Below are 26,224 nucleotides of genomic sequence, written 5' to 3'. Positions count from 1 at the left end.
GATGCGAGCTGTGCTACGTTACAAAACAAGCGTTTTTTCTCTTTTGCCCGGAGAAACACACAGAGCGCAAGCGAAGGATACGCCACTGGCCGTATTTTTCAAAACGCTGGTCATCAATGCTTGTTGTTACAATATTCTCGGCCGCATGGCGGACACCAACTGACTGCCAAATAATGTCAATGAATTTGAACAGGAGCTGTGTCAAAAAAGCACAATTAATAGTTTCTGCTACCAGTAAACCCCCTTTTCCACCTTATTGATTTCCAGTCATTGATGTTTATTTTGTAAAGCAAGAAAGGAGATATACTAAGCCTTAAACCTTACATCAACGGAGGACATCATGTCCGGATACGAATCACTCGCTTGGATCAAAGATAAAAACGGAAAAGAATATGTCTGCTCAGTAGATGGACTTAACGGAAACCTTAATGATCGAGAAGAGCTCACCAAGCAAGAACAAGAGCATTGTATGGATGTCAATCAGATTATTGGCACTGAACGCTGGTAAACACTTCTGCTACCAATCAGACGCCAACAGGTCCACCATTTAAAACCTATACCAAAGGTGAATATAATGTCCGAAACCAATGAAAACTATCAAAACATGAAAAGTGATGGCGGTGGATACGAATCAATGATCTGGGTAAGAGACAAAGACGGGAAAGAGTATGCCTGTTATGTCAAAGATGTAAAAGGAATCAAAACCAAAGAAGAACTCACTGAAGAAGAAAAAGCAAAATGTATGGATGTGAGTCAGATAGTTGGTACAGAACGCTGGTAAATATTCCTCCGGCGTATAATTCATAAACAAAAAGCCTTTTCACAGAATTTGTAAAAAGGCTTTTTGCGGTTCAACAATAAGATGACCGATTGAGTGGACTCAGGCTCTCTATCCAAGGTTATGAAAAGCTACAATACATAGTAAAAAACGGTAAAGTACTGCGTGGTGCTACCTGCTAAAACGCATAGATGCCAGATGCCATGGAAGTGTTTGACTCGATCTTCGTTGACATAAAAAAAGACCCCACAGGTATAGAACAGGCCTCCCAATAATAGCCAACAAAAGCCGCTAATGCCGATTGTATATACTAATGGTTTGATGGCTAATAAAATTACCCACCCCATAACCAGGTAAATAATTATTGATCTGCTTCTATTTTTTGCATGATGGAATAATTCCAATATTATCCCAAGGATTGCAAGCCCCCACACAAGACCAAAAATGGTCCAACCTAATCCCCCCCGCAAAGTAATTAAGGCAAAAGGTGTATACGTGCCCGCAATAAGGAGGTAAATTGCAAGAAAATCTAATTTTTGAAAGATATATTTCGCCTTTCCTCGAAGGCTGTGATTGAGGGTTGAGAATACATAGAGCAAAACAAGGGTGATGCCATAAATAGTGACGCTGACAATTGGCAGCACCTCCCCCTGTCGACCAGTAGTAACAATCAACACCACAAGACCTATAATGGCCGCAATCGAACCTGCCAGATGGGAAATAGAATTAAATTTTTCGCCTTTATACATGCTGCTGCCTGTTGTTGAGTATCGTGATGCACTTGGACCCAAAAGGTGGATTATAGGTTGCTTTCAGCGAAGATCTAAAAACTGTCAATCCATCCCGAACTGTGATTGTTCAGCAGTGCTCCAAATGTTCACAAGCTAAACCATTTAGCAGGTAAGCCCCGACTTCGATACATCTGTATGCCGGTTGGGCAGATCGTGGCGAGCTGGGGTGCTGCTGATCATTTACGATTATACCAGTTAAAAAGGGCGGTCACCACATGTCTCCTCCCGGTTGATTATTGAGCGACACAACCAGATTCAATACCCTATTATAATGAGATAAAGGGCTGAACAGTGTAACCAAGCCACCATTATACCGCGTCAAGTATCTCTATTTCAAAAAATGTGCAGAACCTGTCTAGATTATGATTATCTTTATAAGACAAGGAGGAGATCAGAATGGCTGAACATCCTGTTGAGCAGATGCTGCGAACCATTGCTGCAGAGTGCCGGTTAACCAAACAATTCACCGGACAGTCAGAAATACGTCCTCGAGTTATCGAAGCCATGCGGCAGGTACCCAGAGAACAATTTGTTCCTCCCTCCATGCGGGCCGCAGCCTATGACAACACACCACTACCCATAGGGAAAGCGCAGACTATCTCACAACCATTCATAGTTGCTCTGATGACCGATTTGCTGCATCCGGAAAAGGACCATAAGATTTTAGAAATCGGCGCAGGATCAGGTTACCAGGCGGCAGTCCTTTCCCTACTGGTAAAACAACTATATACCATCGAAATCATTCCCTCGCTTGCTGCTGAAGCAGCGGAACGGTTAGCACGACTGGGATATGATAATGTTGCTGTTCACCAGGGTGACGGTTACCAGGGTTTCCCTGAACAGGCCCAGTTTGACTCCATCATTGTCACGGCCGCAGCCGACCGCATCCCGCCTCCGCTCAAAGAGCAGCTCAAACCGGGCGGAAGGTTGGTCATCCCGGTCGGGCATCCCTACATGCCTCAGCAACTACTACTCTTAATGAAAAACAATGAGGATGCATTCACGACCCATGAAATCCTTCCGGTGGCCTTTGTGCCGCTTACCGGTGCAGTGGAACGACTTTGAACAGGAAAACAGGCCTGCTTGTTAGCGTAACCTCAATCGCCCTTCAGGGAAGACCGCATGAGATTACTGGCCACGACTGAAGAATTCGACCTACCGCCCCTCTAATTGCAAAGTCCCCTCACTATTTTGTTATATAGGCTACCACCTCTTGCCACCATGGCAATCCGGCATGGACAGGCACTTCATTATGCGTCGTTTGTTTAAACACCCATAGTTTTTTGTCCGTGTTAATCGACTCATACAGTCTCATGCCATGCTGGACAGGGACTACTTCATCTTTTTCCGCCAACACGACAGCGATCCGACCTTCAAATTGACGCAAATTTTCAATATTGTTATATGCATCATGCACCAGCCAGCGGGCAGGAAAATACCAGTAATGGGTTTGTGCTAAGTCCGGTAGCGTGTCCCATGGCAAAAAAAGAACTACCCCCTGTATGGGGACTTGTATTTTGCTGACGGCACCGGCGACAACTCCACATCCAAGCGATTCACCCCATAAAAAAAGGGGCTGCCCGTATTGTCGGTACGCGAGTTCTATGGTCGTGATCGCATCCTTGACAAGCACATCTTCGCTGGGCTGCCCTACTCTCCCCCCATAACCTGGATATTCTGCCAGGAGTACCCGAATGCCGTATTGCGATAATGCGTTAACGTAAAAATTCCGATGGTAGGCAGTCCCGGCATTACCATGAAAAACAATAATGGTTCCCTTACCCTCTCCCGATCGAGACTGACCAACAAACCCACGATACTGATCAGGAGATGGCCAATAGCTCAGGCCGTCCCGGCCAAGCTCATTGCCGGAAGGCCGATAATCACTAGGGAGGTACAGCATCTTCCGCTGCAGGAGAAAAACAACCGCCAACACGGTTACATACCCAATCAGAGCATAGAGCAATATTCTCCACATCATAAACACCTCTCTATTAATCAGCGGATACGGGGATTTGATCCTTCCCAATTCTATTATAAGCCTGTTTACATACAAAAAAAGGGAGCTTACAATATAAGTTGTAAGCCCCCTTTTTTACTGCTCGGGATGGGAGTGTTTGATCCTTATTAACCTTTATTTATAGCTCACTATTACAAGCTGACCGGCAACTTGCAAGAAACCCGATCTTAATTTACCATTATATATTTTTTTTTCATCACTTCTATTAGTGATGCTAATTCATCGTCTTTTAACTTTTGGGTGAACAAAGAATGAATCGTATTGCTCAACGTCTTCACCTTTCGAGGCTTAGATTGGCCCCTACTAGATAATTTTTCAACAATAGCAATTTTCCTTTCATCATCGTTCGTTGCATTCGATATTTTTAAAATTGGGATTTCTGCCAAGTCTTTCTCTCTAAGAACACGGAACTTTCTTCCTCTCAGATGTTTAATGAGCGGATCGAACCCAATATCTTTTGATATGATATGAAAATCTAAAGCATTGGGCCCATTTCCTGCTAGTTGAATATATTAAACATTTTCCCCCATGCTTTGCATAGCCGTGGCAAACTCAAGAGGGATTTTCGTCTGATTTGAACCGACAAAGACAATTACTTAACTGGATGCTCCTTTAGGATTTCAAGGTTCTTTGGTTGCACTTTCTCAAAATCTATCATCACATAATTAACCGAGGTAGGCAAAATTGACCTACTTCGCAACACTCATCAAAATGATTGAATCTATATTTTTTGTATATTTCTTTCTTAATAGCCTTTCTTTCCAAATATCGTTTGTCATTTTCAATCCCCCAATATTCTATACATTTTTCCAGTAGGCAGGGAAAAATATGAATATACATCTATAGGCAACTTCCGTTCATAGGCGTGTACAATTTCAGCCATATTATTGTAGCCAATTATCGATTAAGATTTCAGCTTTCGATCGCACATAGTGACCATCTGTTGATCTTCATTTGGCAATGTACTTTTCCCTAAACCCCTGGCTCTCCCGTTCAAAATTTAGCCCTTTTGAATCTACTGATTCAACATTGCCCTTTATCTGGTTAATTAAGTTCAGCAGTACCTTCGATTCAATTATTGAAGATGGCCACCAGACATATGAAACACCGGACTTTTTATTTTCATCTTGTTCTTCTCCCTGCATAACACCCTAAGGGCTTGTCAACCATCCTTTAATATCTTTGTAAATCCACCCAATTTCAGTCAGGATAAAATTTATCTTGTTGGCAGATAAGCCGAACTCTTTACATATCACAGTGGATGTAATTAAATTTCCATTACTCACATCAATATTTATTCATTCTGGCCAAGTAATGTATTTCGCTTATTTTCTATCATTACCCCGCGCCTAGAAGGTTATTATTGTTATAGCCAATGAGATATAAAATTGACTAAATGCCTTGGAATTTGTGTCCAGGAAGTAGCTAACTTCCAGAGCATCAAACTCATCCCAGCTTTGCAATGAGCCATCTTTTATCGTCTGGACGTTCAGGTTTCGTTCCAGATAAAAAGGCTATCTCTGGTTGCTGGTGCATATGAACCACCATTTATGGTTCATATGCACCAGCAACGCCAATATATCCCTTTCCTCCCTCACCAATTACGCTCATAATCCTTCCTGTCGCATACATAAATCAAAGGAGAAACCGTTTAGGTTAAATGGAACAACATTTGCAATTCTGTTTTGCAAAAGAATACTCTTAAAAATAACCGAAGAGAGCATGCTGCCGGGTATTGACTTCTTGTATCCATTTAGCGAATAGCAAATAACCTTGTCTTAACCTCGAGCTGTGTCTGATCTGCAGTGCTCCAGATGCGTACAGGCTGGATAGCCAGAGTACTGACAAGTTCTTCTACCTGATCGTGCGCAGAGGGAAGCCCAGACTCCATATGATACTGCTCAATATTTACGATTTTTTTAATTAAAATAATGACATTTTACCAGACGAGGTACGCTTTTCCCTGGTGAATATTTAAACCTAACTATCAACAATTAAGGCAAAAAGCAGTAGTCATAAGTGGGGAGAAAACAATGATATCGAAAATAAGTTATTTCCAACAAAGGTTTGATACATCCTTGCTCTTATTTCTTAAGAATACTGTTTATAACCACAATCAGTTTCTCATCGTTTTTTTTATATTCATTGTATCGGCAACCCTAACAACTCTTGCACGGGCTGAGATAAGCTTTACAGAGAGTACAGAAGAAGCCGGTCTAACGTATACCGGCCCCACTTGGGGCGCACAATGGGCGGACTATGATGGGGATGGTTGGCCTGATATTTTTGTTACCAATCATGAATCAAAAGTGCCAAGCCTCTACCTGAATAAGCAGGATGGAACATTTGAACAGCTTCCCGATAGTATTTGGGATAAACCGGCATATCCTTGTGACACTCATGGCGCCGGGTGGGCAGATTTTGACAACGATGGAGACCAGGATGTATATATCAGTGCCGGTACCTGGAACCACTACAACCATTTTTACATAAACGATAATGGAGGCCTTTACGAAAGTGCTGATGCATACGGCATCTCATATATTTTAAATCGAGGGCGTATGCCACTTTGGCTTGATTTCGATAATGATGGTTTTTTGGATATTTTTGTAAATGGGTACTCAATGGGAGGCGAAGGGTATGCTGCCTTTTTTCAACAAAACGCGACCGGGTTTGAAAACGTAAATTCCCTCGTAGGATTTGAGGAACAAAATGTTACCTATTCCGTGATGTCAGATATTACGGGTGATGGTATTTTGGATGTAATAAGTACTGATGATTCCGCACCATTTCCTACCCATGTCTTCGACATAACAACCTTACCTTTTACGAACGTTCGGGATCAAATATTTTCACTGGACACTGGATATGGTATGGACGCAGCCTTTGCAGATGTCAACGGTGACCTGCTTCCAGATCTCTATACCCCAAAAAGTGGTGGAGGAGATCAAGTCGAACAAGTAACATCAACCAGGGTAGCCGCAGCTATTATGACCGAGCGATGTGGGTGTCAGAAAGGAATAACATTCCAAACCACTGGCAATCTGACCCTTTTATTTTCATTAAGGCTTAGCTATGCAGACCATCCCATACGTATTGGTTCTTCAGGACTTCTTGCTGCAAATTTTGAAGTAACCCTCGATCCCGATGACCCTCGAATATGGGGATTCGCACCTCGAATCCCGGTATATCTGGAACTATCGCCTAACGATGACAGGGTGGTTGGCATGCCCTCTTATAATCCGGGCGTTGATGATGGCGTTTATATCGGCTTTAATAGAAATACAAATGAATGGACAATCGTATCTTCAGTGCCTACAGACGAAAGCTTTCAATGTAGATTCATCGCACAAACTGATGGGAGTCAAATAACTAATGTGACGCATTTGAATCTCAATACCTTTGATCCGGCTGTAGACGCACTCTATATCCACAATGGAGTACAGCTGGAGAATAGAACCTCACAAAGCGGAATCAACAAGCATTTAGCCGGAAGAAGCGTTGTTATCGCTGATTTTGATAATGATATGGATCAGGATATTTATGTGGTAAATGCTTTACTCGTTGAAAACACACCTAATATTCTCTATGAGAATAACGGAGCGGGTTATTTCACTGAAGTCCTTGATGCAGGAGGAGCTGCTGGGACCTCGTTAGGAATTGGGGATCATGTAGTCACTGCTGACTATAACCGTGATGGTTTTCTGGATTTGTTCGTCACTAATGGGAGGTATCCACCGCCTTTTGATCACTTGGGGCCTATTCAACTTTTTAAAAATAACGGAAACAATAATCACTGGATTGAAATTGACTTGGAAGGCACACTTTCCAATAGAGACGGCATTGGTGCAAGTGTGTTGGTAACCGCTGGGGGGCTGACTCAGTTGCGTGAGCAAAATGCTGGTATGCACAGGGATTCACAAAATCACACGCGCATCCACTTCGGTCTTGGCCAAAATATTACCATACAGCGCTTAGAAGTTTATTGGCCAAGCGGGATTGTGCAGGTCCTGGAAAATATCTCAGCTGATCAAATCCTCCGGGTTGTGGAATCTTCGAGTGGCTCTCAACCGCCAGTGGCCAGTTTTACAGCCGATCCTACGTCTGGTGAGGAGCCGCTGGACGTGAACTTTGATGCTTCCTGGTCATATGACGATGGTTCGATCGTATCGTATGCATGGGACTTTGGCGATGGCACAGGCAGCGGTATAACACCGAGCCATACATACAACTTACCTGGTATCTACAACGTCACCCTTACTGTTACAGATGATGATGGTTTCACCGACACGGCCAACCAGAATATAACAGTTGGTTCATCGAACACGTGCAACCCGTATGGCGAACCGAGTTACGATCCAGCAGCAGAGGATGGCATTTTTCTGTGGCAAGAAGGAAATGTCTGGCACTTGAGGGCTGTGGCAGGACTCAGTGGGTGGCAAAGATATACTGGCAGCATAGTTTCAGATATGGATTTTGACAGTGTCACTCCTGTCAATTTAGAACCCAACGACAATCTGGACACCTCTGACCCTCAAGAGATTATATTTGATATGCAAATGTCGGAGCCCTGGTATGACGGGATTGATTTCGAGGTCCCAGCCGGTGCCACTGTCTATGTTGATGTCCAGGTAACGAGTGGGAATGCTGACAATCTTGTATTTATAGGTGGAAATCAATGTCCCATCGCTCAGCTCCCCTATCAACTCCCCTCAGCCTCTAACACCCTGCCAGTGGCCAGTTTCACAGCCGACCCCACGTCTGGTGAGGAGCCGCTGGACGTGAACTTTGATGCTTCCGGGTCATCCGACGATGGTTTGATCGTATCGTATGCATGGGACTTTGGCGATGGTACAGGCAGCGGCGTAACAACCAGCCATACATACAACTCACCTGGCATCTACAACGTTATCCTTACTGTTACCGATGATGACGGTTTCACCGACACAGCCAACCAGAATATAACGGTTGGATCATCGAACATGTGCAACCCGTATGGAGAGCCGAGTTACGATCCAGCAGCAGAGGATGGCATTTTTCTGTGGCAAGAAGGAAATGTCTGGCACTTGAGGGCTGTAGCAGGACTCAGTGGGTGGCAAAGATATACTGGCAGCATAGTTTCAGATATGGATTTTGACAGTGTCACGCCTGTCAGTTTGGAACCCAACGACAATCTGGATACCTCTGACTCTCAAGAGATTATATTTGATATGCAAATGTCGGAGCCCTGGTACGACGGGATTGATTTCGAGGTCCCAGCTGGTGCCACTGTCTATGTTGATGTCCAGGTAACGAGTGGGAATGCTGACGATCTTGTATTTATAGGTGGGAATCAATGTCCCATCGCTCAGCTCCCCTATCAACTCCCCTCAGCCTCTAACACCCTGCCAGTGGCCAGTTTCACAGCCGACCCCACGTCTGGTGAGGAGCCGCTGGACGTGAACTTTGATGCTTCCGGGTCATCCGACGATGGTTTGATCGTATCGTATGCATGGGACTTTGGCGATGGTACAGGCAGCGGCGTAACAACCAGCCATACATACAACTCACCTGGCATCTACAACGTTATCCTTACTGTTACCGATGATGACGGTTTCACCGACACAGCCAACCAGAATATAACGGTTGGATCGTCGAATACGTGTGATCCATTTGGAGAGCCAAGTTACGATCCAGCAGCAGAGGATGGCATTTTTCTGTGGCAAGAAGGAAATGTCTGGCACTTGAGGGCTGTAGCAGGACTCAGTGGGTGGCAAAGATATACTGGCAGCATAGTTTCAGATATGGATTTTGACAGTGTCACGCCTGTCAGTTTGGAACCCAACGACAATCTGGATACCTCTGACTCTCAAGAGATTATATTTGATATGCAAATGTCGGAGCCCTGGTACGACGGGATTGATTTCGAGGTTCCAGCCGGTGCCACTGTCTATTTTGATGTCCAGGTAACGAGTGGGAATGCTGACGATCTTGTATTTATAGGTGGAAATCAATGTCCCATCGACCTGCTTCCTTATCTACTTCCCTGACACACCGCCAGTGAGAGTAGATTCGCAATTGATTAAGTTTTTGAAGAGAGACCGCCAGCAGTGAATTTTGATACTTCCTGATCAGAGGGCCATAATAATTTGATTCTTCACGTGCATGTGGCGACGGTGATGGTACAGACATCGGCGTACCACATTTCTATAATCTGTAGCTTTTGTGAGAGCAGGTTTCATTGTGCAAGGGGCAAACGAAATCCGGACTAAAGTTAGTAGCCATTTGAGGGATGACATAATGATTTTAAAGGTAAATTTTCCTCAGGAAGAGGTTGAGACTTTTTTATTCTTACTTCTGAAAAATTTTATTTATAAGTGCCATCCACTTCTCGTGGTGTTTTCCATTATCACACTATTGTCAGCAACTCTACCTACTCTTGCAAGAACTGAGATAAGCTTTACTGAGACTACACAAGAAGCTGGCCTAACCTATACCGGCCCCACTTGGGGTGCACAATGGGCGGACTATGATGGGGATGGTTGGCCAGATATTTTTGTTACCAATCATGAATCAAAAGTACCGAGCCTCTATCTTAATAAACAGGATGGCACATTTGAACAGCTTTCTGGTAGTATTTGGGATCAAGTGCCATGGCCATATGCCGACACACACGGAGCTGGGTGGGCCGATTATGACAACGATGGAGATCAAGATGTGGTGGTTAGCTGTACCCAGGGGGTCGCCAACCGTTTTTATATAAACGATAATGGTATCCTTTATGAAAGCGCTCGCGAATACGGTATTGCATACACTGAAAGTCGAGGGCGAATACCATTGTGGATGGACTTTGATAATGATGGAATTTTAGATGTGTATCTAAATAGTCTCTCACGTGGAGGGGCAGGGTATGCGGCCCTATTTCAGCAGAATACAGAAACTAGTTTTTTTGAAAATGTAAGTCTCCTGGTAGGCTTTGAGGATCATGATGCTGTTTTTAGCATGTTGTCCGATCTTACTGGCGATGGAATTTTGGATATCATTACCTATGATGGTGGCCCACGATTTCCCAGTTATGTGTATAGCATGACAACACTTCCTTTTACTGAGCATCGAGATGAAATATTCCCACCTGACTCAGGATATGCAGCTGACGCTGCTTTCGCAGATTTCAATGGTGATCTTTTTCCAGATCTATATTGGGTGCGAGGAGGAGGAGGCGAACAGGTCGCACAGGTAACATCCACTAAACTTGCAGCGAACATTGTAAGCAGTAGCTGTGAGTGTGAGAAAGGAGTAACATTTAAATCCGATGGTAAGGTGACAATTCTTTTTTCTGTACAGCTTTCGTCTGCAGATCATCCTTTCTATATCGGTTCTTCCGGATTATCTCGTGAAACTTTTGCATCCTATATATCTCCCGATGACCCTAGAATATGGGGCATCGCGCCTCGAATTCCGGTCTATTTAGAGCTTTCGTCTGACGATTCCAGGGTGTATGGCATTTATCCCCATGAACCTGGCATCGATGCTGGTGTTTATGTCGGCTTTGATTCCGAATTGAATCAATGGCAGATTGTATCTTCTCAATCTCTTGACGAAACATTTTCGTGTAAATTTATCGTCGAAACCGATAGTCCCATTACTGAATTTACCCCCCTGAATCTTACTATGTTTGCACCGCCTATAGACACCCTCTATATTCACAACGGAGCCAATCTAGAAAAGCAATTGGCGCAAGATTCTGGAATTAATCAACATTTAGCAGGAAGGAGTGTTGTTGCTGGTGATTTTGACAATGATATGGATATAGATCTTTATGTAGTGAACTCTTTAAAGGTCATGAATACACCTAACATTCTGTTGGAGAATGATGGAACAGGTGTCTTTACAGAAGTTACTAACGCTGGAGGTGCGGCCGGCACTACTCTAGGAGCCGGGGATCATGTAGTCACTGCAGACTATAATCGTGATGGTTTTCTCGACTTGTTCCTCACCAATGGGATGTATCCATCACCTTTTGATCATTTAGGTCCGATTCAACTTTTTAAAAATAACGGAAACAGTAACCACTGGATCGAAATCGACTTAGTCGGTACCACATCCAATAGAGACGGTATTGGTGCGCGCTTGCTTTTGACCGCAGGGAATGTGACTCAGTTGCGTGAGCAAAGTGGTGGTATGCACAAATTTTCACAAAATCATAAGCGCATCCATTTCGGTCTGGGGCAAAATGCAGCCATAGAGCGCCTAGAAGTACAATGGCCAAGCGGGATTGTTCAGGTAATAGAAAATCTTTCAGCCGATAAAATTATCCGGGTTGTGGAATCTTCGGGTACCCCTCAGCCCTCAATGGCGGTTGTTGATAGTGCCAGAACGGATATTGATACAGCGACGACTGTGGACGTCCTGGCTAATGACTACGATCCAAACGGTGATACGTTGAGTATTTTTGCCGTACAGAACCCAACCGACCAAGGCGGAATAACGAGTATCAACGATAACGCCTCGCCGGATGATCCAAGTGATGACTTTATCACCTACACACCACCAGTAGGTTTTTCAGGTACGGACACCTTTACTTATACAGTTGATGATGACAACGACGGCACTGGTACCGCAACTGTGACCATTACTGTGAAAGAGTCCAATACTTGTATTCCTTATGGAGAGCCGAATTATGATTCAGCAACAGAAGATGGCATTTTTCTATGGCAAGAGGGAAATATCTGGCACTTGAGGGCTGTGGCAGGATTTAGTGGGTGGCAAAGGTATATTGGCAGCATAGCTTCAGATACGGAATTTAGTAATGTAACTCCTGTCAGCTTTGATACAAATGATTATCTGGACATCTCAAATTCTCATGAGATTATATTTGACATGGAAATGTCGGGGCCTAATTTCGACGGGCTTGATTTCGAGTTTCCTACTGGGGCCACCGTCTATTTTGATGTACAAACAAAAAGTGAGAATAATACTGACCTTGTATTTATAGGTGGAAAGCGATGTCCTGTAAATCAGCTTCCTTATCAGATTCTGGGAGAACCAAATTATGATCCAGCAACTGAGGATGGTATTTTTTTATGGAAAGAAGGAAATGTTTGGCATTTGAGGGGGGTAGCAGGACTCAGTGGGTGGCAAAGATATACTGGCAGCATCGAGTCAGATATTAAGTTTAGCAGTGTAACGCCTGTCACATTTGAGTCAAATGACAATGTGGACACCTCTGATCCTCAATCAATTATATTTGATATGCAAATGTCGGGGCCCTGGTACGACGGGCTTGATTTCGAGTTCCCAGCTGGTGCCACTGTTTATTTTGATGTTCAGTCGACGAGTGGGAATGCTACCGATCTCGTCTTTATCGGTGGAAATCAAACTCCTATCGATCAGCTTCCCTACGAGCTCCCCTCAGACTCTAACAATCTGCCGATGGCCAGTTTTACCGCTGATCCAATTTCGGGCCTGCCCCCGCTGGCAGTGAGTTATGATGCTTCCGGATCAGAGGACCAGGATGGTTCTATAGTGTCGTATGAATGGGACTTTGGCGATGGTACAAGTGCAGACAGCGGCGTAAATACTAACCATACATACGACATACACGGCATCTACAACGTTATCCTCAATGTTACCGATGATGCCGGGGCAACCAGCACGGCCAACCAGATCATCACGGTGGAACTCAACGACTGATGAAGGGCACTGTAAACGATGCGCCACCTGATTGTACTTCTTATGGAGAATCAATTTACAAAAAACAAAGATTACTACAAAAAGGAAAACGGGCACTTAGCAAGATATGCTAAGTGCCCGTTTTTACTGGTCGGAACGAGAGGATTTGAACCTCCGGCCCCCTGAACCCCATTCAGGTGCGCTACCAGGCTGCGCTACGTTCCGAAATTCGCTGCTCATAGATAGCATTCCAGCCATCTTGTGTCAACTTCTAGTTGGGCTATCTGTTATTTTCTTGGCTGATTAAGCTGAGCCAAAATAAAGTTTAGCTCAGATTTAATCAACTGCAACCTATTGTCTGCAATTGCTGGAGAATGCGTCACCTTTATTTTCTTTTCTTTACTTGATTTGATAGACTTTTTTGCCAGTAATTTACGAGCACCGGAGATGGTATACCCTTCCTGATGAAGCAATTGTCGGATATTCAGCAGGGTTTGAACATCCTGTCGTCTGTAAAGCCGTTGTTTGGATTTACCGCGATAGGGTTTGACCATCTTAAATTCTTTTTCCCAGTATCGTAAAACGTGCGCGTCTACACCTAACAGAGAGCTAACCTCCCCTATTCGGAAATATTTTTTATCCGGCAATCGTTCGATATCGGGTGAACTGGTAGTCACAGGTCTATAAAGTAAAGAAACTTGATGGAGGGCATGCTCAAGAAACCAGTGTTTCTAGATCATATCCGCAACCATTTTCATTAGATGTTATCCTTCCTCAATCGTTTTTTTAAAGCGTGATAACTATACAATAGCACAATTATTTATTCAACCGCTCCCGCAAGCGTTTACTCGGACGAAAAGAAACCATCTGCCGTTTGGTGATAATCATGGATTCGCCTGTACGTGGGTTACGACCACGACGAGGAGCCTTATTCCGAACAGATAAAGTACCAAACTGGACAAGCTTAATAGATTCACCACCAACCATGGTGTCTTTCATAGTGGAAAAAACAGTATCGACAATCTCGGCAGCATTTCGCTGCGAAACCCCCAGTTTTTCGTTTACCGAAATTGCTAACTCTTTACGGGTGACATTCTTTTTCTTCATGCTTCAGATCCTTCTCTATAGCGTGCATTAAATTGACGCATGCGTGCTCTTACAATCTATTGATGTGCATGGTCAACTGGTAGTAGTTGAAATCGTTAGATGGAATTCAAACAGTATACCTGTTCAAACCACACTTGTATATCCATCTTTACCGAGCTTGTCACGATATACATCAAACAGCTCTGCAGATTCAATATTTTTTTGTTTATACGGTAAAATTTGCGAAAGTAGCTGTTGCATTGAAAAAGGTGAGAGCTACATACCACAAGACTGTGTCTAATTTTTCGAGGCTTTTTTTAGCATTACTTAAGGAAATCTTGAGTTCCGGCTTTTTGGGCCTCGGCAAATGGATTGAATTTCTTAACACAAAGGTAGGGGATAGAATGCTGACATCAAAAACGGACATCCTGCATCAACACAGCACATTTAATTTCAGTATAGTATCACTGACTTTTTTGGATTCGATATCAGAGTATTTTACTGCTGTGAGTTTTACGCTCTTGGAAAAGCGAATATTTGAGACAGCACCTGCATTAGGACATGCAGGTTAAAAAAATATCATCTCAACCATTATGACGCGTAGAACCTTGACTAACACTTTTACTACACGGAAACCACTGGTTTTGGCCCTAAGACCCAAAATGATTTAGCTTTTTGGTTGTTCCGATGGATTAGAAATTAAATAAACGAGTGCTATCTATTGAGAAGAAAGAAACGTAATTAAAATTAATCCCAGTCACAAGTAACTTTTCTGCAAAGATACCCTTTTAAAAAGTACGAGATCCTGGGATTATATAATCTGCTGCAATTCATTGTGAGCTGCAGCTTGTAGATGCCGTAGCTCGTTTTTCATAAATTGAACTCAGGCAGCACCCTGCCCTGCAGCCTTAACTACTACGGAAAATGCATTGGGATCGACTATTGCCAAATTGGAAAGTACTTTCCTGTCCAGCTCAATATCGTTTTTATGCATTCCGCCGACAAATTTAGAATAATTAGTGCCATTGGCTTTGGCCGCTGCACTGATGCGAGTGATCCAAAGTTTACGGAATTCTCTTTTCTTGGTACGGCGGTCACGATAGGCATAGCAAAGTGCGCGATCAACAGCTTCAGTAGCTGTTCGAAAGAGACGACTCTTTCCACCACGAAAACCTTTTGCCATCTTTAAAACTTTATTTCTTCTGCGGCGTGCTTTAAATCCGCGAGTTACACGAGCCATACTTTACTCCAATACGTTCTCTTATAAAAAAATCTATTAATCTAAACTTTCAGAAAGCTGTGGCTGTAATTGCCTACATGTAAGGCAACATACGCTTAATTGCTTTCGTATCGCATTCTGCGATCAACCCGCTTTGACGCAAACCTCTTTTACGCTTGGTTGATTTTTTGGTCAGAATGTGCGAGGTAAAAGCTTTGCTACGGCGAATTTTACCGGATCCTGTGGCACGAAAACGCTTAGCCGCACCTCTGTTTGTCTTCATCTTTGGCATTACTCAATCTCCTTATATTGCTCTTCCCTGCTCTCCCCTGGCCGGATCGAGTTCAGGAATATTTCTTATCCGTTCAATACTACAAGTTAAGCTTTTGGACCAACAAACATCACGAGTTGTCGCCCTTCCATTTTTGGTTCCTGAAGAATTACGCAGTCTTCTCGCAGAGAATCAGCTATCTTGTTAAGAGCGGCAAGTCCTATTGACTGGGCGTACACGATTTCTCTACCACGAAACCGCATAGTCACCTTTACTTTGTTTTTTGCGTCAAGGAATTGCTTGATTTTCTTAATTTTGAAATTAAGGTCATGCGTTTCCGTCTTTGGCCTGAACTTAATCTCTTTTGTTTCGATAACTGTTTGCTTTTTCTTAGCTTCTTGCTGCTTCTTCTTCAACTCGTAACGATATTTGTCATAATTCATGACCCGACAGACAGGGGGATCTGCTTTATCGGATACTTCAACCAAGTCTAGTCCCTGGTCATATGCAATATCAAGAGCTTCTTTTGCACTTACAACACCGCGCTGCGTACCATCAGCATCAACCAGGCGAACCTGAGAATAATTAATATCTTCGTTGGTTTTGACCTTGATTTCCTGCTGCTGTGGAAGTTTTCTGCCTCGTTTTTTAATGTCCGTTCCTCCAGTTGTTTTACTCTGCTATGCTCAAGGTATTCAGGATGTTACCTCTTCGCATTCTTTTTCAATAAATTCGACAAACTGTTCCGGTCGCATAGGTGGCAAATTTTTGCCATTTCGCATCCTTACCGTTACAGTGCCTTCTTCCTTTTCGCGCTCACCAACTATAAGCATATAGGAGATTTTTTTCAGCTGTGCTTCGCGAATTTTATAATTAAGTTTTTCATTACGCAGGTCTTTGCTAATACGGATCCCCGCTTTTCGCAACTGATTAAAGACGCGTTCGCAGTATTCGCCCTGATCATCAGTAATATTCATGATCCTGGCTTGCTCCGGAGCCATCCATAACGGAAAGGCGCCAGCATAATGCTCGATAAGAATACCTATAAACCGTTCTAAAGATCCCATCAGCGCACGATGGATCATAATCGGCTGATGTTCTGCACCGTCTTCGCCGGTGTAGGTCATCTGGAAACGTTCGGGCAGGTTAAAATCAACCTGGATGGTTGAGCACTGCCAGGAACGTCCAAGTTGATCCTTGATCTTGATGTCTATTTTGGGACCGTAAAAAACACCTTCACCTGGATCAATGGAATAGTTAAGCCCCTTCTTTTCCAGTGCCTGCTTCAGCGCATCTGTTGACAATTCCCAGTGTTCGTCAGAACCAACATACTTTTCTGGACGGGTAGACAGATACACGTCATATTCATCGAAACCAAATGTCTTGAGAATATGCAGATTTAAATCGATAATATTAAAAATTTCGTCTTCGAGCTGGTCAGGTCGACAAAATATATGCGCATCGTCCTGAGTGAATCCGCGAACACGCATTAAACCGTGGAGAGCACCGGTACGCTCATATCTATATACTGTACCGAGCTCACACCAACGAATAGGAAATTCACGATAGCTATGTTTAGTTGCGTTGTACACACCTATATGAAACGGACAGTTCATCGGTTTCAGCTGGTACATCACCTCATCAATTTCCATGGCAGAATACATATTCTCACCATAAAAATCGAGATGTCCGGAAGTTTTCCACAAGTCCTGCCGGGCAATGTGTGGTGTATAAAGCAGTTCGTAACCGCTTTTGTAATGTTCTTCCTTCCAGTAGTCTTCTATTAATTTACGCAGCAATGCACCTTTAGGCTGCCATAAAATGAGACCAGGCCCAATTTGATCCTGAATGGTGAACAAGCCCAGTTCTTTGCCAAGTTTGCGGTGGTCACGTTTTTTCGCTTCTTCCAGCTGGTTAAGGTAGCGCTTCAGATCTTTTTTATCGGTAAAAGCTGTCCCGTAAATACGGGTGAGCATCTGTTTTTTTTCATCACCACGCCAGTACGATCCGGCAACCCGAAGCAATTTAAACACTTTCAGCCAGGAGGAATCAGGGATATGTGGTCCACGACAAAGATCTATAAATCCATCCTGTTTGTATATGGAAACAGTATCCGCTTCCATATCATTAAGCAGTTCCACCTTATAGCTTTCACCCAACTCATCAAAAAGCTTTATAGCTTCGGCCTTTGTCACTTCCTGCCTTTCAAAGGGTAGCCGCCCTGCGACAATCTCAGCCATTTTGTTTTCTATGGCTTCGAAATCTTCTGGAGAGAAAGCTTTTTCCTTATCAAAATCGTAATAAAAGCCGTCGCTTATCGCAGGCCCGATGGCAACTTTCACATCATTACCATAGATATTTTTCACGGCCAGCGCCATGATATGGGCAGTGGAGTGGCGAAGTATATCCAGCCCTTGCTCTGATGCGAGTAAAATAGGCTCGAGCACAGAATCGGTGGTAAGCGTAGTGCCTAAGTCGGACGGGAGACCATTGCAAACAGATGCAACAATTTGTTTTCGTTGCTTATTTGAAACCAAGTCCTTGAGAGCTTCAGCAATGGTGATGCCTGAAGCAAACTGCTTTTGTTCTCCGTCCTGAACCGAGACTGCTATCTGTGTCATTATTGCCTGTAAATAGGAAAGGCTAATGATCAAGGGACAAAACTATCCCCTGCATCCTAGCCTTTATTATTCTGGTAGGCGCGGGCGGTGTCGAACCGCCGACTTCTACCACGTCAAGGTAGCGCTCTCCCGCTGAGCTACGCGCCTACATCATATTATGTTTACCTGCGGCTTTGGTGGAAAGCCTTATGTGAAAAACTGTAATTAAATACCTGCAATCACCCAGAGTGTCAAGAGAAAATGGCAAATTGATCCAAAGATGTTGTTTTTTTCTCTTAAAAAAAGTTATCTTTCTAGTTTGCTCTCAATTATGAGTCACCCTGCCCGACATTCTTCTCAACCGGGACATCTTTAATCCAAAGATTGCCGTGATTCTATTGCTCTGCCAAGTGTGTGAATATCTGCGTATTTAATATCCATCCCCATTGGTATGCCACACGCAAGGCGACTGGTAGCAACAGGGCTCTTTTGCAGCAGGTTCGCAAGATAAGCGGCTGTTGCCTCTCCAGGTACAGTGGAACTCGTAGCAAGAACCACCTCTTTAATGCCACCCGTTTGGATTCTTTTAACTAATTCTTTTATTTTGAGCTCATCGGGTCCAATACCATCCATCGGCGATAATGCTCCATGTAGGATATGGTACACGCCTTTAAAAACAGCTGTTTTTTCAATAGCCAGCAAATCTCCAGGCTCTTCCACCACACAGACCACATCACTTTTGCGTCGTACATCACTGCACACATCGCACGTGTCTGTCTCTGAGAAAGTATAACAAACGCTGCACAGCTGGATGGAGTTATGTAATTCGGCCAGGGCCTCGGCAAGTCGCTTCGCATCTGTTGCTGGTTTACGAAGAATGTGTAAAGCGAGTCGGGTTGCCGTTTTCTCGCCTATCCCTGGGAAATAACCAAGTTCTTTGATCAAACGTTCCAGCGCCGGAGGCACGATATGCATCTTAATTGACCTAAAATAATCCAGGAATATTGACGCCGCCGGTTAACTTCCCCATTTCCGTTTTACCTACCTCTTTAGCCTTCTGCAGGCCATCATTGACTGCGGCAGTAACAAGGTCTTCCAGCATTTGTACATCGTCTGCATTGACGATTCCCGGTTCTATATGGAGATCCAGCAATTCGCTATTGCCATTGACGGTAGCTGTTACCATTCCTGCGCCGGCGCTACCTGTTACAGTCTTTTTTCCTAATTCCTGTTGAATATCGCTCAGCTTAGCTTGAAACTGCTGAGCCTGCTTCATCAGATCGCCCATGTTCATAATATATTATACCCTCGTTACTCTTCTGTATGCGTGTCCGCCGGGCTGATTGCCTCCGGCGTTTTTTCCTGTTCATTCTTTTTTCTAAATCGTGGTCCAATTCGAATGTCACCGACCTGGCCATTAAAAATTTCGACAGCTGTAAGTACCAACGGATCATTTGCAAGAGCCCTGCGCTCCAAATGCGGTTTTTGTCCGTTCTCTGCAGCTATTTCGCAATCCTGGCCTTCCGGCACATCAAAACGAATAGTGAGGTTTTTTTGGAAAAAATCAAGAAAAAATTCTGTGAGCGGCTGAATATATTTTTTCTGCCTCAGCAAACTACACTCTATACTGTCGTCAAATTGAATAACCAGCTCTGCCCCGACCTGTTTTACCGAAGAAGCACGCTGCAAAGAGGCAGACATCCACGGTTGCCGCTCACGGACATAGGCAATAAATCCATCCCAGTCACGACGGATATCTTTTTTTTTCTCTATCTGCTCCACTGTAGAAGATGCTGCACCCTGTGTTTCGGCCTGCTGCGAATCTATGGGGGCATTGTTCTGCACAGCAACCGCTGATTTAGCTTTAGGCGGCGTCACTTCAACAGGGGCCCCTTGCGCTGCAGTACTTACCGGCGATGCCTCTTGTAACTCAACAGTGGCTACAGGCGAAGAGACTGGCTTTTCCCCGGCAGGCGCAGGGGCACTTGGAACAGGCTGAGCCTGCTTGACCGGTGACACGGGAACGGTATGCGTTGTTACTTGAGAAAACTGCTCAATAACAGCTTCCGGAACCTCTGCCAACAGGTTGTCGAACCGAGTGATAAGCTCTCCAACCGGAACAACATTGCCTATTTGAAATATTTTAATAAAGGTAAGTTCAAGCGAAAGGCGCGAATAGGCAGAGAAATGTGCTTTTTCAAGCCCTTCGAGCAGGAGATTAAATATTGCGGTCAGGGTTTCCAGGCTCTGTCCGCTAACACTCTGCTGGAGTCGCAACAAATCATCTTCAGGAAGATCGAAGAACCCTTCACCGGGGTTGATTTTACAAATGACAAGATTACGGAACCAAGAGAGCAGCTCATTGCTCAACCGTTTAAAATCCATTCCCTGATTATAGATATCTTCCAGAAGCACGTACACTGCACTCAGATCTCTTTGCAAAAGTGCATCAGCAAGGTCTGCAACGGTCTGATTATTAACGAGACCAAGCACGTCTACAACATCTTCTACCTTTACTTCCCGGCCGCAATAAGAAAATATCTGATCCAACAGGCTGAGTCCGTCGCGAACACTTCCCTCAGCCTCCCTTACCACCATCTCCAGGGCCGCAGGTTCTATTTGTACCTGTTCCTGCTGGGCAAGATTTGCAAAATGACCGGCAAGATCCTTGCGGCTAATTCGTTTAAGTTCGTACCGTTGACAACGGGAAAGAATGGTAACCGGGACTTTATGTAATTCTGTGGTAGCGAACATGAAGAACACATGTTCGGGGGGCTCTTCCAGAGTTTTCAGCAACGCATTGAAGGCCTCAGTAGTCAGCATATGGACTTCATCAATGATAATAATTTTATACCTGCTGCTGGTAGGCATAAAACGTATCTTATCTTTGAGTTCGCGAATTTCCTGGATGCCTCTGTTCGATGCCCCATCAACTTCTTGCAGGTCAACGCTGTTTCCTTCGGTTATCTGCAGGCAGGAAGCACAGGTATTGCAGGGTTCGGCTCCATTTCTGTTTTCACAGTTCAGGGCCTTGGCCATGATGCGTGCAAGCGTTGTCTTGCCGGTTCCGCGCACGCCACTGAATATTAAGGCATGAGCGACCCTTTCCTGCAGCAATGCATTTTGCAAAGTGCGAACTATTGGCTTTTGGCCTACAACCTCACTAAAGAACCGGGGACGAAATTTTCTGGCTAAGACAAGATAGGACAAATCGACTTTCCTGGATTATATGATCAACATCCGTACTCTAAAAAAAATGATAGCCAGGCACCCCTGTAACACACAAAGAGATTCACTGCCGCTGCTTCCTCCCGGACCTGACGGGGTTCGTGATTCTTTGTTGCACAGGACCCGGCTATCAAAGCTGCGATCATATGGCTGGCGAAGAGTAAGCGAGTAAGCGATTGAGACGCCTGCACGATAAACTCCGTACGCTGTAGATTGTGCGTCCTGCTTTCCCTTCGAGTCTGGGCTATATACTATCCACACAAAATAACGTCAAGCAAATTTATTTTTTTGCGTTTCATATTATTGCGAGTAATACCTGCCCCTCCTCAACACAACAAAAAGCCCTTCAGAGTTAAAGCTGAAGGGCTTTTTTGCAAAATGGCGGAGAGGGTGAGATTCGAACTCACGGTACTTGCGTACACACGCGTTCCAGGCGTGCACCTTAAGCCACTCGGTCACCTCTCCATATTTTTTCAGAGCCATTGATATTGCTCTAGGCAAATTGAGTTGATGGGTGCATGTATGTATACTGTGTGTAAAAAATTTACAATAAAAATTAACGTCGCCTTTTAAAAAATTTTTTTAAAAGAACGCTGCACTCCTCTTTCAGCACTCCGGATGTCACTAAAAAAACGTGATTTAACTTACCATCTGTGCCGATTTGGTATTTAGAGTGCACAGCTCCTGTTTTTGGATCATCAGCGCCGAAAACGACTCTTTTCACCCGGGCATGGACCATTGCGGCAGCACACATGGCACAAGGTTCGAGGGTGACATACATTGTTGTGTCCGGAAATCTATAATTACCAGTCTTGCGTGCCGCCTCCCGCAGGGTTCGTATTTCTGCATGGCCGGTCGGATCATTGGCAGCAATGCAGTTATTACCGCAAGCAGCAATAATATTACCATTACTGTCTGCCAACACAGCCCCCACCGGCACTTCTTCCATGGCTGCAGACTCCTTTGCACAGGCAAGAGCCGCCTCCATTAATGCCGCATCCAAAGCAACATTCACATTTTTCATAATAAAAGATAGTGAGAAAAAGTCGACGTCCTGCAAATCATCTCTTTACTTTCCAGGGTAAAAGCCCTTATAATTACCAAAAAGGTATTTGAAATACAAATTCGAAACAGACCTTGAGCAGCAGCCATGGTAAAACACAAAGTTTCCGTTCTAGCATACGAAGAAGATTCCGGAAGTAAAGACATTCTTACTGAAGCGTTAGCCCCCACTTCAAATCTTACCTTCCGGTATGATCACAAATCTTTTCAACAAGCGATAAATAAAAACAAGTATGACGTCATTTTTATCAATACAAAACCGTCTAATGGTACCACTTTTGAGTTGCTCAAAAATACTAAGGCGCAAACACCTCACACGCCGATTATCATCACTTCACCTTTAGACGAAACAAACTTTATTTTTAAAGCCATTGATGAAGGCGCCTACGATTTTATAGCCCCTCCCTTCTCGAAAACCAGAGTGCAGTTGGTAGTCAAAAAGGCTCTTAATGACCATTCAAAAGATAGCGAAATTGCTTATTTACGCAGAAGACAAGACATAATCTATGATTTCGATGCAATTATAGCAAAATCGCCAAGTTTCAAAAACGTCATCACCAGTCTTAAAAAATTCGCCTCTTCAGACTCAACCATCCTCATAACCGGCGCGACAGGGACAGGTAAAAGCTTTTTATCAGGGACCGTCCATTACAATTCTCCACGACGCCATCACCCTTTTATAAAAATAAATTGTGCCAACATTCCTGAAACCCTGCTGGAAAGCGAGCTATTCGGCCATGAAAAGGGAGCGTTCACCGGTGCGGACAAACAGCGAATCGGACGTTTCGAACAGGCTGACGAGGGTACCATATTTCTCGATGAAATCGGGGAAATTCCTCTTGAGATCCAATCTAAACTGCTGCGGGTTATCGAGGAAAAGACATTTGAACGTGTTGGAGGCAACAAAACCATTGAAGTGGACGTACGAGTCATTGCGGCAACCAACAGAGATCTCCAGCAACAGGTAAATGACAATAAATTCCGGGAAGATCTTTTTTACCGAATCAATGTACTCCCTGTTCCGCTGCCTACACTTTCCGAGCGTCCACTCTGCATCATACCACTAGCTGAAAAGCTGCTGGAAAAAGCTGCGACTTCATTGAAAAGAACTATAAAAGGATTTTCAGCAGAAACAGTCGATTTGCTCCAACACTACCACTGGCCCGGCAATATTCGTCAACTGGCCAACACCATTGAAAGGGCGATCATCTTGGAAGAAAGTGATACCATTCACATGGAGGCGATTCACCTGCCTGACATAAACACCACCCAATACAAGCCCCGTGCCAGATCGAATGAGCCATTAATCGTCCAGGAGAAGGAGCTCATTATCAATGCCTTGGAGGAAAACCTCTGGGTCCAAAAAAACGCAGCCAAAGTGCTCGGCATAAGCCCAAGAGCGCTCAACTACAAGGTTAAAAAATTTGGCATAACCCATCCCAACTGGCGGAGGAATAAAGAAACCCAGTGATTGTCAGGTGAGATGGCCACCGGTACTGGACATAGTCAAATTACCGTCTTTGACTCCCCTCAGTGCCATAAGCTGGGCAGCAAGCTCCTGAACAGTAGAAGCCTTTCCTTTAACAATGGTCACTTCCAGACAATTATGATGATCCATGTGAACATGGGTCGTTGAAGTGATCAGGTTATGATAATTATGTTGCAGTTCGGTAATTTTCTCCTGCAACTGTGATTTATGGTGGTTGAAAACAAGTGTAACCACCCCCACCACCTCGCTGTCTTTTTCCCACTCCTCGCTCACCTGGGTCTTACGGATTAGATCCCGAATAGCCTCAGAACGATTGGAATAGCCCCTGTTCTCAATATATGTATCAAACCGGGCCAGCAATTCTTCTTCAAGTGATATGGAGAAGCGTTTCAGCATAATTTAAAGTCTACTTTTCTTTTTCTAATTTTTTGAGTTTATCGAGAATTTCAAGGGCTTCATTTTGCAATTTTTCCGGGAGTTCCTTCTCTTTAGAAACACTTTCCAAGTACTGCCTTGCAGTTTTGACCCTGCCCTTGAACAGATAGTATTTACCAAGATAAAACCTACTGACACCCTGCTCTCCCTTATCAGCGCTTAACCGGCCCAATTCATAATAAATCTCTGCATTTTGCGGGAGATCTTTGGCTACCCTGGCAAACAGTTGTTCAGCTTTTTTAAGATTACCCAGCTTATACTCAACCAAAGCCAACTGATTCACCCCATACATATCTCCTGGATGCCGATACACTATTTTGTCCAGTATCGCCTTTGCCCGGTCAAACTGCTGACTTTCAGCATAGATAACGGCCTCATCTATATCAAGAACATATTTATCCTTATACCTATTTTTCACCTCGTTCAGCAGTTCGAGCGCCCGGTCAATATTATGCTCATCGGCTTCCACCAAGGCCAACCCGAAGCGAGCCATTATTGCCTGCTCCTTATCACTGTCTGAAGCTGCGGCGTTGGAACAAAAAACCCGTAATTTTTCCGGATCCATGGTCTCCTGCAATATCCGATATTTGAAGCGGAGAAAAGAAAAATTATCTGTGGGAACATAGTACGCCGGCTGTTGCTGACTCTCATCGAGTTCAACCAGAGACTGAACATAATCGAGTCGGGCCTCAGGATCGGGATGGGTCAAGAGGTACTGGGGATATTGTCCCGAGCTATAGCGTGCAATTCGCCTCATGGTACGCAGCATACCAACCATGGCCTTGGGGTTTCGATGCATTTCGTGCATCCATTCAAAGGAAAGGCGGTCAGCCTGTTCCTCATCATTTCTACTGTATTGAAGCTGGATAGCCTGCCCTGCAGCAAGCGACCCTGCCAGTATCCCCTGTGACAGGGCCGGCACTCCCAGGGCCAACCCTGCAATCCCCAAGGCCAGGGTTGCTGCGCTGACCTTGGTACTCTGATCTATCCGTTGAGAAATATGCCTGCTAACCACATGGCCGATCTCATGGGCAAGGACACTCATTAATTCGTCCTCGCTCTTCATGGTTTTTATCAGTCCGGTATAGAAAAAAACCAGCCCCGCAGGTGCGGCAAAGGCGTTAAATTGGGAGCTTTGCACCACGAAAAAATGATAGTCAAAAAATTGCGGGCCAACAATGTTGAGCACATTCTGCCCAAGCCGATTGATATACTGATGAATATCAGGATCATCCAAGACCGTAAACTCACCACGCACAGAGTAAAGCAGTTTTTCCCCTATGCGACGCTCTTCACCAATGGTCATGGAAGACACATGGGTTGGCAGCGTAAGCAGGGTAATACAAAGAAAACAAGACAGGATTTTCTGAACAAAAAAATGTTTTGTCATATGTTCAAGTAGCTAAAATAAAAAAATAACCTTCACTGCACCACATTCTAGCCGGCGACCGTCCAGTACGCAGGCTGGATAAGCGCAGCGCATCTGCGCTGAATCCAAAGCCTGATTTACTGTCTGACAGTGCGGCAGTGCTGAGCTACTTATCATTACCAGTAAACACACATAGGATAACGGAGCCTTACAAAGAGTGCAACA

The 26,224-nt window shown here is 44.3% G+C and carries 24 protein-coding genes, 3 tRNA genes and 1 other RNA gene; 7 read left to right on the top strand and 21 right to left on the bottom strand.

Translation table 11 applies throughout. The features are described from left to right. Positions 1-10 precede the first annotated feature (10 nt). From ACHZCY_RS02385 to ACHZCY_RS02375, 3 genes are all read left to right on the top strand, one after another. The gene (locus tag ACHZCY_RS02385) at positions 11-163 is read left to right on the top strand and encodes a hypothetical protein (protein WP_319547703.1); all 153 of its coding nucleotides are present in this window, start codon (positions 11-13) and stop codon (positions 161-163) included. A gap of 177 nt (positions 164-340) precedes the next feature. Continuing rightward, positions 341-508, top strand: coding sequence for a hypothetical protein (locus ACHZCY_RS02380; RefSeq protein WP_205221268.1), 168 nt, complete (start codon positions 341-343; stop codon positions 506-508). Between the two features lie 66 nt (positions 509-574). After that, entirely contained in the window at positions 575-781 is a 207-nt protein-coding gene (locus ACHZCY_RS02375; RefSeq protein WP_205221267.1) for a hypothetical protein, read from the top strand. Positions 782-909: 128 nt separating this feature from the next. Here ACHZCY_RS02375 and trhA read toward each other — a convergent pair whose 3' ends face one another. After that, positions 910-1,527, bottom strand: a complete 618-nt coding sequence (gene trhA, locus ACHZCY_RS02370) for a PAQR family membrane homeostasis protein TrhA (protein WP_205221266.1) — start codon at positions 1,525-1,527, stop codon at positions 910-912. Between the two features lie 438 nt (positions 1,528-1,965). Here trhA and ACHZCY_RS02365 point away from each other — a divergent pair, with 438 nt between their 5' ends. Next, positions 1,966-2,634 (top strand): protein-L-isoaspartate(D-aspartate) O-methyltransferase, encoded by a 669-nt coding sequence (locus ACHZCY_RS02365; RefSeq protein ID WP_205221265.1) that lies wholly within the window; start codon positions 1,966-1,968, stop codon positions 2,632-2,634. A gap of 121 nt (positions 2,635-2,755) precedes the next feature. Here ACHZCY_RS02365 and ACHZCY_RS02360 read toward each other — a convergent pair whose 3' ends face one another. From ACHZCY_RS02360 to ACHZCY_RS02345, 4 genes are all read right to left on the bottom strand, one after another. Further along, the gene (locus ACHZCY_RS02360; RefSeq protein ID WP_319547702.1) at positions 2,756-3,550 is read right to left on the bottom strand and encodes an alpha/beta hydrolase; all 795 of its coding nucleotides are present in this window, start codon (positions 3,548-3,550) and stop codon (positions 2,756-2,758) included. A 206-nt stretch (positions 3,551-3,756) separates the two neighbouring features. Further along, positions 3,757-3,975: a hypothetical protein gene (locus ACHZCY_RS02355; RefSeq protein WP_319547701.1), complete on the bottom strand. Its 219-nt coding sequence runs from the start codon at positions 3,973-3,975 to the stop codon at positions 3,757-3,759. Between the two features lie 564 nt (positions 3,976-4,539). Beyond that, positions 4,540-4,734 (bottom strand): hypothetical protein, encoded by a 195-nt coding sequence (locus ACHZCY_RS02350; protein WP_205223247.1) that lies wholly within the window; start codon positions 4,732-4,734, stop codon positions 4,540-4,542. A gap of 608 nt (positions 4,735-5,342) precedes the next feature. Then, positions 5,343-5,480 carry a hypothetical protein gene (locus ACHZCY_RS02345; protein WP_319547700.1) on the bottom strand — a complete coding sequence of 46 codons (138 nt, stop codon included), beginning with the start codon at positions 5,478-5,480 and terminating at the stop codon, positions 5,343-5,345. A 142-nt stretch (positions 5,481-5,622) separates the two neighbouring features. On the opposite strand from ACHZCY_RS02345, the gene ACHZCY_RS02340 reads away from it, so the two are divergent. Continuing rightward, positions 5,623-9,618 carry a PKD domain-containing protein gene (locus tag ACHZCY_RS02340; RefSeq protein WP_319547699.1) on the top strand — a complete coding sequence of 1,332 codons (3,996 nt, stop codon included), beginning with the start codon at positions 5,623-5,625 and terminating at the stop codon, positions 9,616-9,618. Positions 9,619-9,868: 250 nt separating this feature from the next. Beyond that, positions 9,869-13,261, top strand: a complete 3,393-nt coding sequence (locus tag ACHZCY_RS02335; protein WP_319547698.1) for an FG-GAP-like repeat-containing protein — start codon at positions 9,869-9,871, stop codon at positions 13,259-13,261. A 127-nt stretch (positions 13,262-13,388) separates the two neighbouring features. On the opposite strand, the gene ACHZCY_RS02330 is transcribed toward ACHZCY_RS02335, so the two are convergent. From ACHZCY_RS02330 to tadA, 14 genes are all read right to left on the bottom strand, one after another. Further along, positions 13,389-13,465: transfer RNA gene (locus tag ACHZCY_RS02330), tRNA-Pro, on the bottom strand. Between the two features lie 62 nt (positions 13,466-13,527). After that, a complete protein-coding gene (locus ACHZCY_RS02325) occupies positions 13,528-13,917 on the bottom strand; it encodes a MerR family transcriptional regulator (protein ID WP_319547697.1) in 390 nt (129 codons plus the stop codon). Positions 13,918-14,056: 139 nt separating this feature from the next. Next, positions 14,057-14,347, bottom strand: a complete 291-nt coding sequence (locus ACHZCY_RS02320) for an integration host factor subunit alpha (protein WP_205223242.1) — start codon at positions 14,345-14,347, stop codon at positions 14,057-14,059. Between the two features lie 862 nt (positions 14,348-15,209). Then, the gene (gene rplT, locus ACHZCY_RS02315) at positions 15,210-15,566 is read right to left on the bottom strand and encodes a 50S ribosomal protein L20 (RefSeq protein ID WP_205223241.1); all 357 of its coding nucleotides are present in this window, start codon (positions 15,564-15,566) and stop codon (positions 15,210-15,212) included. 73 nt (positions 15,567-15,639) lie between these two features. Beyond that, positions 15,640-15,837, bottom strand: a complete 198-nt coding sequence (gene rpmI / locus ACHZCY_RS02310) for a 50S ribosomal protein L35 (RefSeq protein WP_205223240.1) — start codon at positions 15,835-15,837, stop codon at positions 15,640-15,642. Between the two features lie 86 nt (positions 15,838-15,923). Further along, positions 15,924-16,430 carry a translation initiation factor IF-3 gene (gene infC, locus ACHZCY_RS02305; RefSeq protein ID WP_319548317.1) on the bottom strand — a complete coding sequence of 169 codons (507 nt, stop codon included), beginning with the start codon at positions 16,428-16,430 and terminating at the stop codon, positions 15,924-15,926. An 81-nt stretch (positions 16,431-16,511) separates the two neighbouring features. Next, positions 16,512-18,437: a threonine--tRNA ligase gene (gene thrS, locus ACHZCY_RS02300; RefSeq protein ID WP_319547696.1), complete on the bottom strand. Its 1,926-nt coding sequence runs from the start codon at positions 18,435-18,437 to the stop codon at positions 16,512-16,514. Positions 18,438-18,509: 72 nt separating this feature from the next. Then, positions 18,510-18,584, bottom strand: a tRNA-Val gene (locus tag ACHZCY_RS02295). Between the two features lie 204 nt (positions 18,585-18,788). Then, entirely contained in the window at positions 18,789-19,391 is a 603-nt protein-coding gene (recR, locus tag ACHZCY_RS02290) for a recombination mediator RecR (protein ID WP_205223238.1), read from the bottom strand. Positions 19,392-19,401: 10 nt separating this feature from the next. Continuing rightward, positions 19,402-19,710 carry a YbaB/EbfC family nucleoid-associated protein gene (locus tag ACHZCY_RS02285; RefSeq protein ID WP_205223237.1) on the bottom strand — a complete coding sequence of 103 codons (309 nt, stop codon included), beginning with the start codon at positions 19,708-19,710 and terminating at the stop codon, positions 19,402-19,404. Positions 19,711-19,727: 17 nt separating this feature from the next. Continuing rightward, on the bottom strand, positions 19,728-21,626 hold the full coding sequence (gene dnaX / locus ACHZCY_RS02280; RefSeq protein ID WP_319547695.1) for a DNA polymerase III subunit gamma/tau: 1,899 nt from the start codon (positions 21,624-21,626) through the stop codon (positions 19,728-19,730). A gap of 48 nt (positions 21,627-21,674) precedes the next feature. Continuing rightward, positions 21,675-21,773, bottom strand: an RNA gene (gene ffs, locus ACHZCY_RS02275) — signal recognition particle sRNA small type. 250 nt (positions 21,774-22,023) lie between these two features. Continuing rightward, positions 22,024-22,109, bottom strand: a tRNA-Ser gene (locus ACHZCY_RS02270). Between the two features lie 91 nt (positions 22,110-22,200). Next, on the bottom strand, positions 22,201-22,704 hold the full coding sequence (gene tadA, locus ACHZCY_RS02265) for a tRNA adenosine(34) deaminase TadA (RefSeq protein WP_232371096.1): 504 nt from the start codon (positions 22,702-22,704) through the stop codon (positions 22,201-22,203). A 90-nt stretch (positions 22,705-22,794) separates the two neighbouring features. Between tadA and ACHZCY_RS02260 the strand changes: the two genes are divergently transcribed. Beyond that, on the top strand, positions 22,795-24,177 hold the full coding sequence (locus tag ACHZCY_RS02260; RefSeq protein ID WP_319547694.1) for a sigma-54 interaction domain-containing protein: 1,383 nt from the start codon (positions 22,795-22,797) through the stop codon (positions 24,175-24,177). A 3-nt stretch (positions 24,178-24,180) separates the two neighbouring features. Here the strand turns inward: ACHZCY_RS02260 and nikR are convergent, their stop codons facing one another. Together nikR and ACHZCY_RS02250 are read right to left on the bottom strand one after the other, a co-directional pair. Next, positions 24,181-24,591, bottom strand: coding sequence for a nickel-responsive transcriptional regulator NikR (nikR, locus tag ACHZCY_RS02255; RefSeq protein WP_205223234.1), 411 nt, complete (start codon positions 24,589-24,591; stop codon positions 24,181-24,183). Positions 24,592-24,601: 10 nt separating this feature from the next. Beyond that, positions 24,602-26,020 carry a beta-barrel assembly-enhancing protease gene (locus tag ACHZCY_RS02250; protein WP_319547693.1) on the bottom strand — a complete coding sequence of 473 codons (1,419 nt, stop codon included), beginning with the start codon at positions 26,018-26,020 and terminating at the stop codon, positions 24,602-24,604. Positions 26,021-26,224: the final 204 nt, after the last annotated feature.

Origin of the sequence: Desulfogranum marinum (assembly GCF_963675105.2) — a bacterium.
In the GTDB taxonomy this organism is placed as follows: Bacteria; Desulfobacterota; Desulfobulbia; order Desulfobulbales; family Desulfobulbaceae; genus Desulfogranum; species Desulfogranum marinum.
Note: the sequence above shows the minus strand (reverse complement) of the source record. Positions and strands in the feature narration are given on the sequence as shown.

Bases quoted from the DNA above. Each gene is read 5' to 3' on its own strand.
- rplT (WP_205223241.1), bottom strand. From the start codon at position 15,566: ATGGCTCGTGTAACTCGCGGATTTAAAGCACGCCGCAGAAGAAATAAA.
- ACHZCY_RS02350 (WP_205223247.1), bottom strand. From the start codon at position 4,734: ATGCAGGGAGAAGAACAAGATGAAAATAAAAAGTCCGGTGTTTCATAT.
- trhA (WP_205221266.1), bottom strand. From the start codon at position 1,527: ATGTATAAAGGCGAAAAATTTAATTCTATTTCCCATCTGGCAGGTTCG.
- ACHZCY_RS02320 (WP_205223242.1), bottom strand. From the start codon at position 14,347: ATGAAGAAAAAGAATGTCACCCGTAAAGAGTTAGCAATTTCGGTAAAC.
- ACHZCY_RS02380 (WP_205221268.1), top strand. From the start codon at position 341: ATGTCCGGATACGAATCACTCGCTTGGATCAAAGATAAAAACGGAAAA.
- rpmI (WP_205223240.1), bottom strand. From the start codon at position 15,837: ATGCCAAAGATGAAGACAAACAGAGGTGCGGCTAAGCGTTTTCGTGCC.
- thrS (WP_319547696.1), bottom strand. From the start codon at position 18,437: ATGACACAGATAGCAGTCTCGGTTCAGGACGGAGAACAAAAGCAGTTT.
- ACHZCY_RS02335 (WP_319547698.1), top strand. From the start codon at position 9,869: ATGATTTTAAAGGTAAATTTTCCTCAGGAAGAGGTTGAGACTTTTTTA.
- ACHZCY_RS02365 (WP_205221265.1), top strand. From the start codon at position 1,966: ATGGCTGAACATCCTGTTGAGCAGATGCTGCGAACCATTGCTGCAGAG.
- nikR (WP_205223234.1), bottom strand. From the start codon at position 24,591: ATGCTGAAACGCTTCTCCATATCACTTGAAGAAGAATTGCTGGCCCGG.
- ACHZCY_RS02360 (WP_319547702.1), bottom strand. From the start codon at position 3,550: ATGATGTGGAGAATATTGCTCTATGCTCTGATTGGGTATGTAACCGTG.
- ACHZCY_RS02250 (WP_319547693.1), bottom strand. From the start codon at position 26,020: ATGACAAAACATTTTTTTGTTCAGAAAATCCTGTCTTGTTTTCTTTGT.
- ACHZCY_RS02375 (WP_205221267.1), top strand. From the start codon at position 575: ATGTCCGAAACCAATGAAAACTATCAAAACATGAAAAGTGATGGCGGT.
- ACHZCY_RS02260 (WP_319547694.1), top strand. From the start codon at position 22,795: ATGGTAAAACACAAAGTTTCCGTTCTAGCATACGAAGAAGATTCCGGA.
- recR (WP_205223238.1), bottom strand. From the start codon at position 19,391: ATGCATATCGTGCCTCCGGCGCTGGAACGTTTGATCAAAGAACTTGGT.
- ACHZCY_RS02345 (WP_319547700.1), bottom strand. From the start codon at position 5,480: ATGGAGTCTGGGCTTCCCTCTGCGCACGATCAGGTAGAAGAACTTGTC.
- ACHZCY_RS02285 (WP_205223237.1), bottom strand. From the start codon at position 19,710: ATGAACATGGGCGATCTGATGAAGCAGGCTCAGCAGTTTCAAGCTAAG.
- ACHZCY_RS02340 (WP_319547699.1), top strand. From the start codon at position 5,623: ATGATATCGAAAATAAGTTATTTCCAACAAAGGTTTGATACATCCTTG.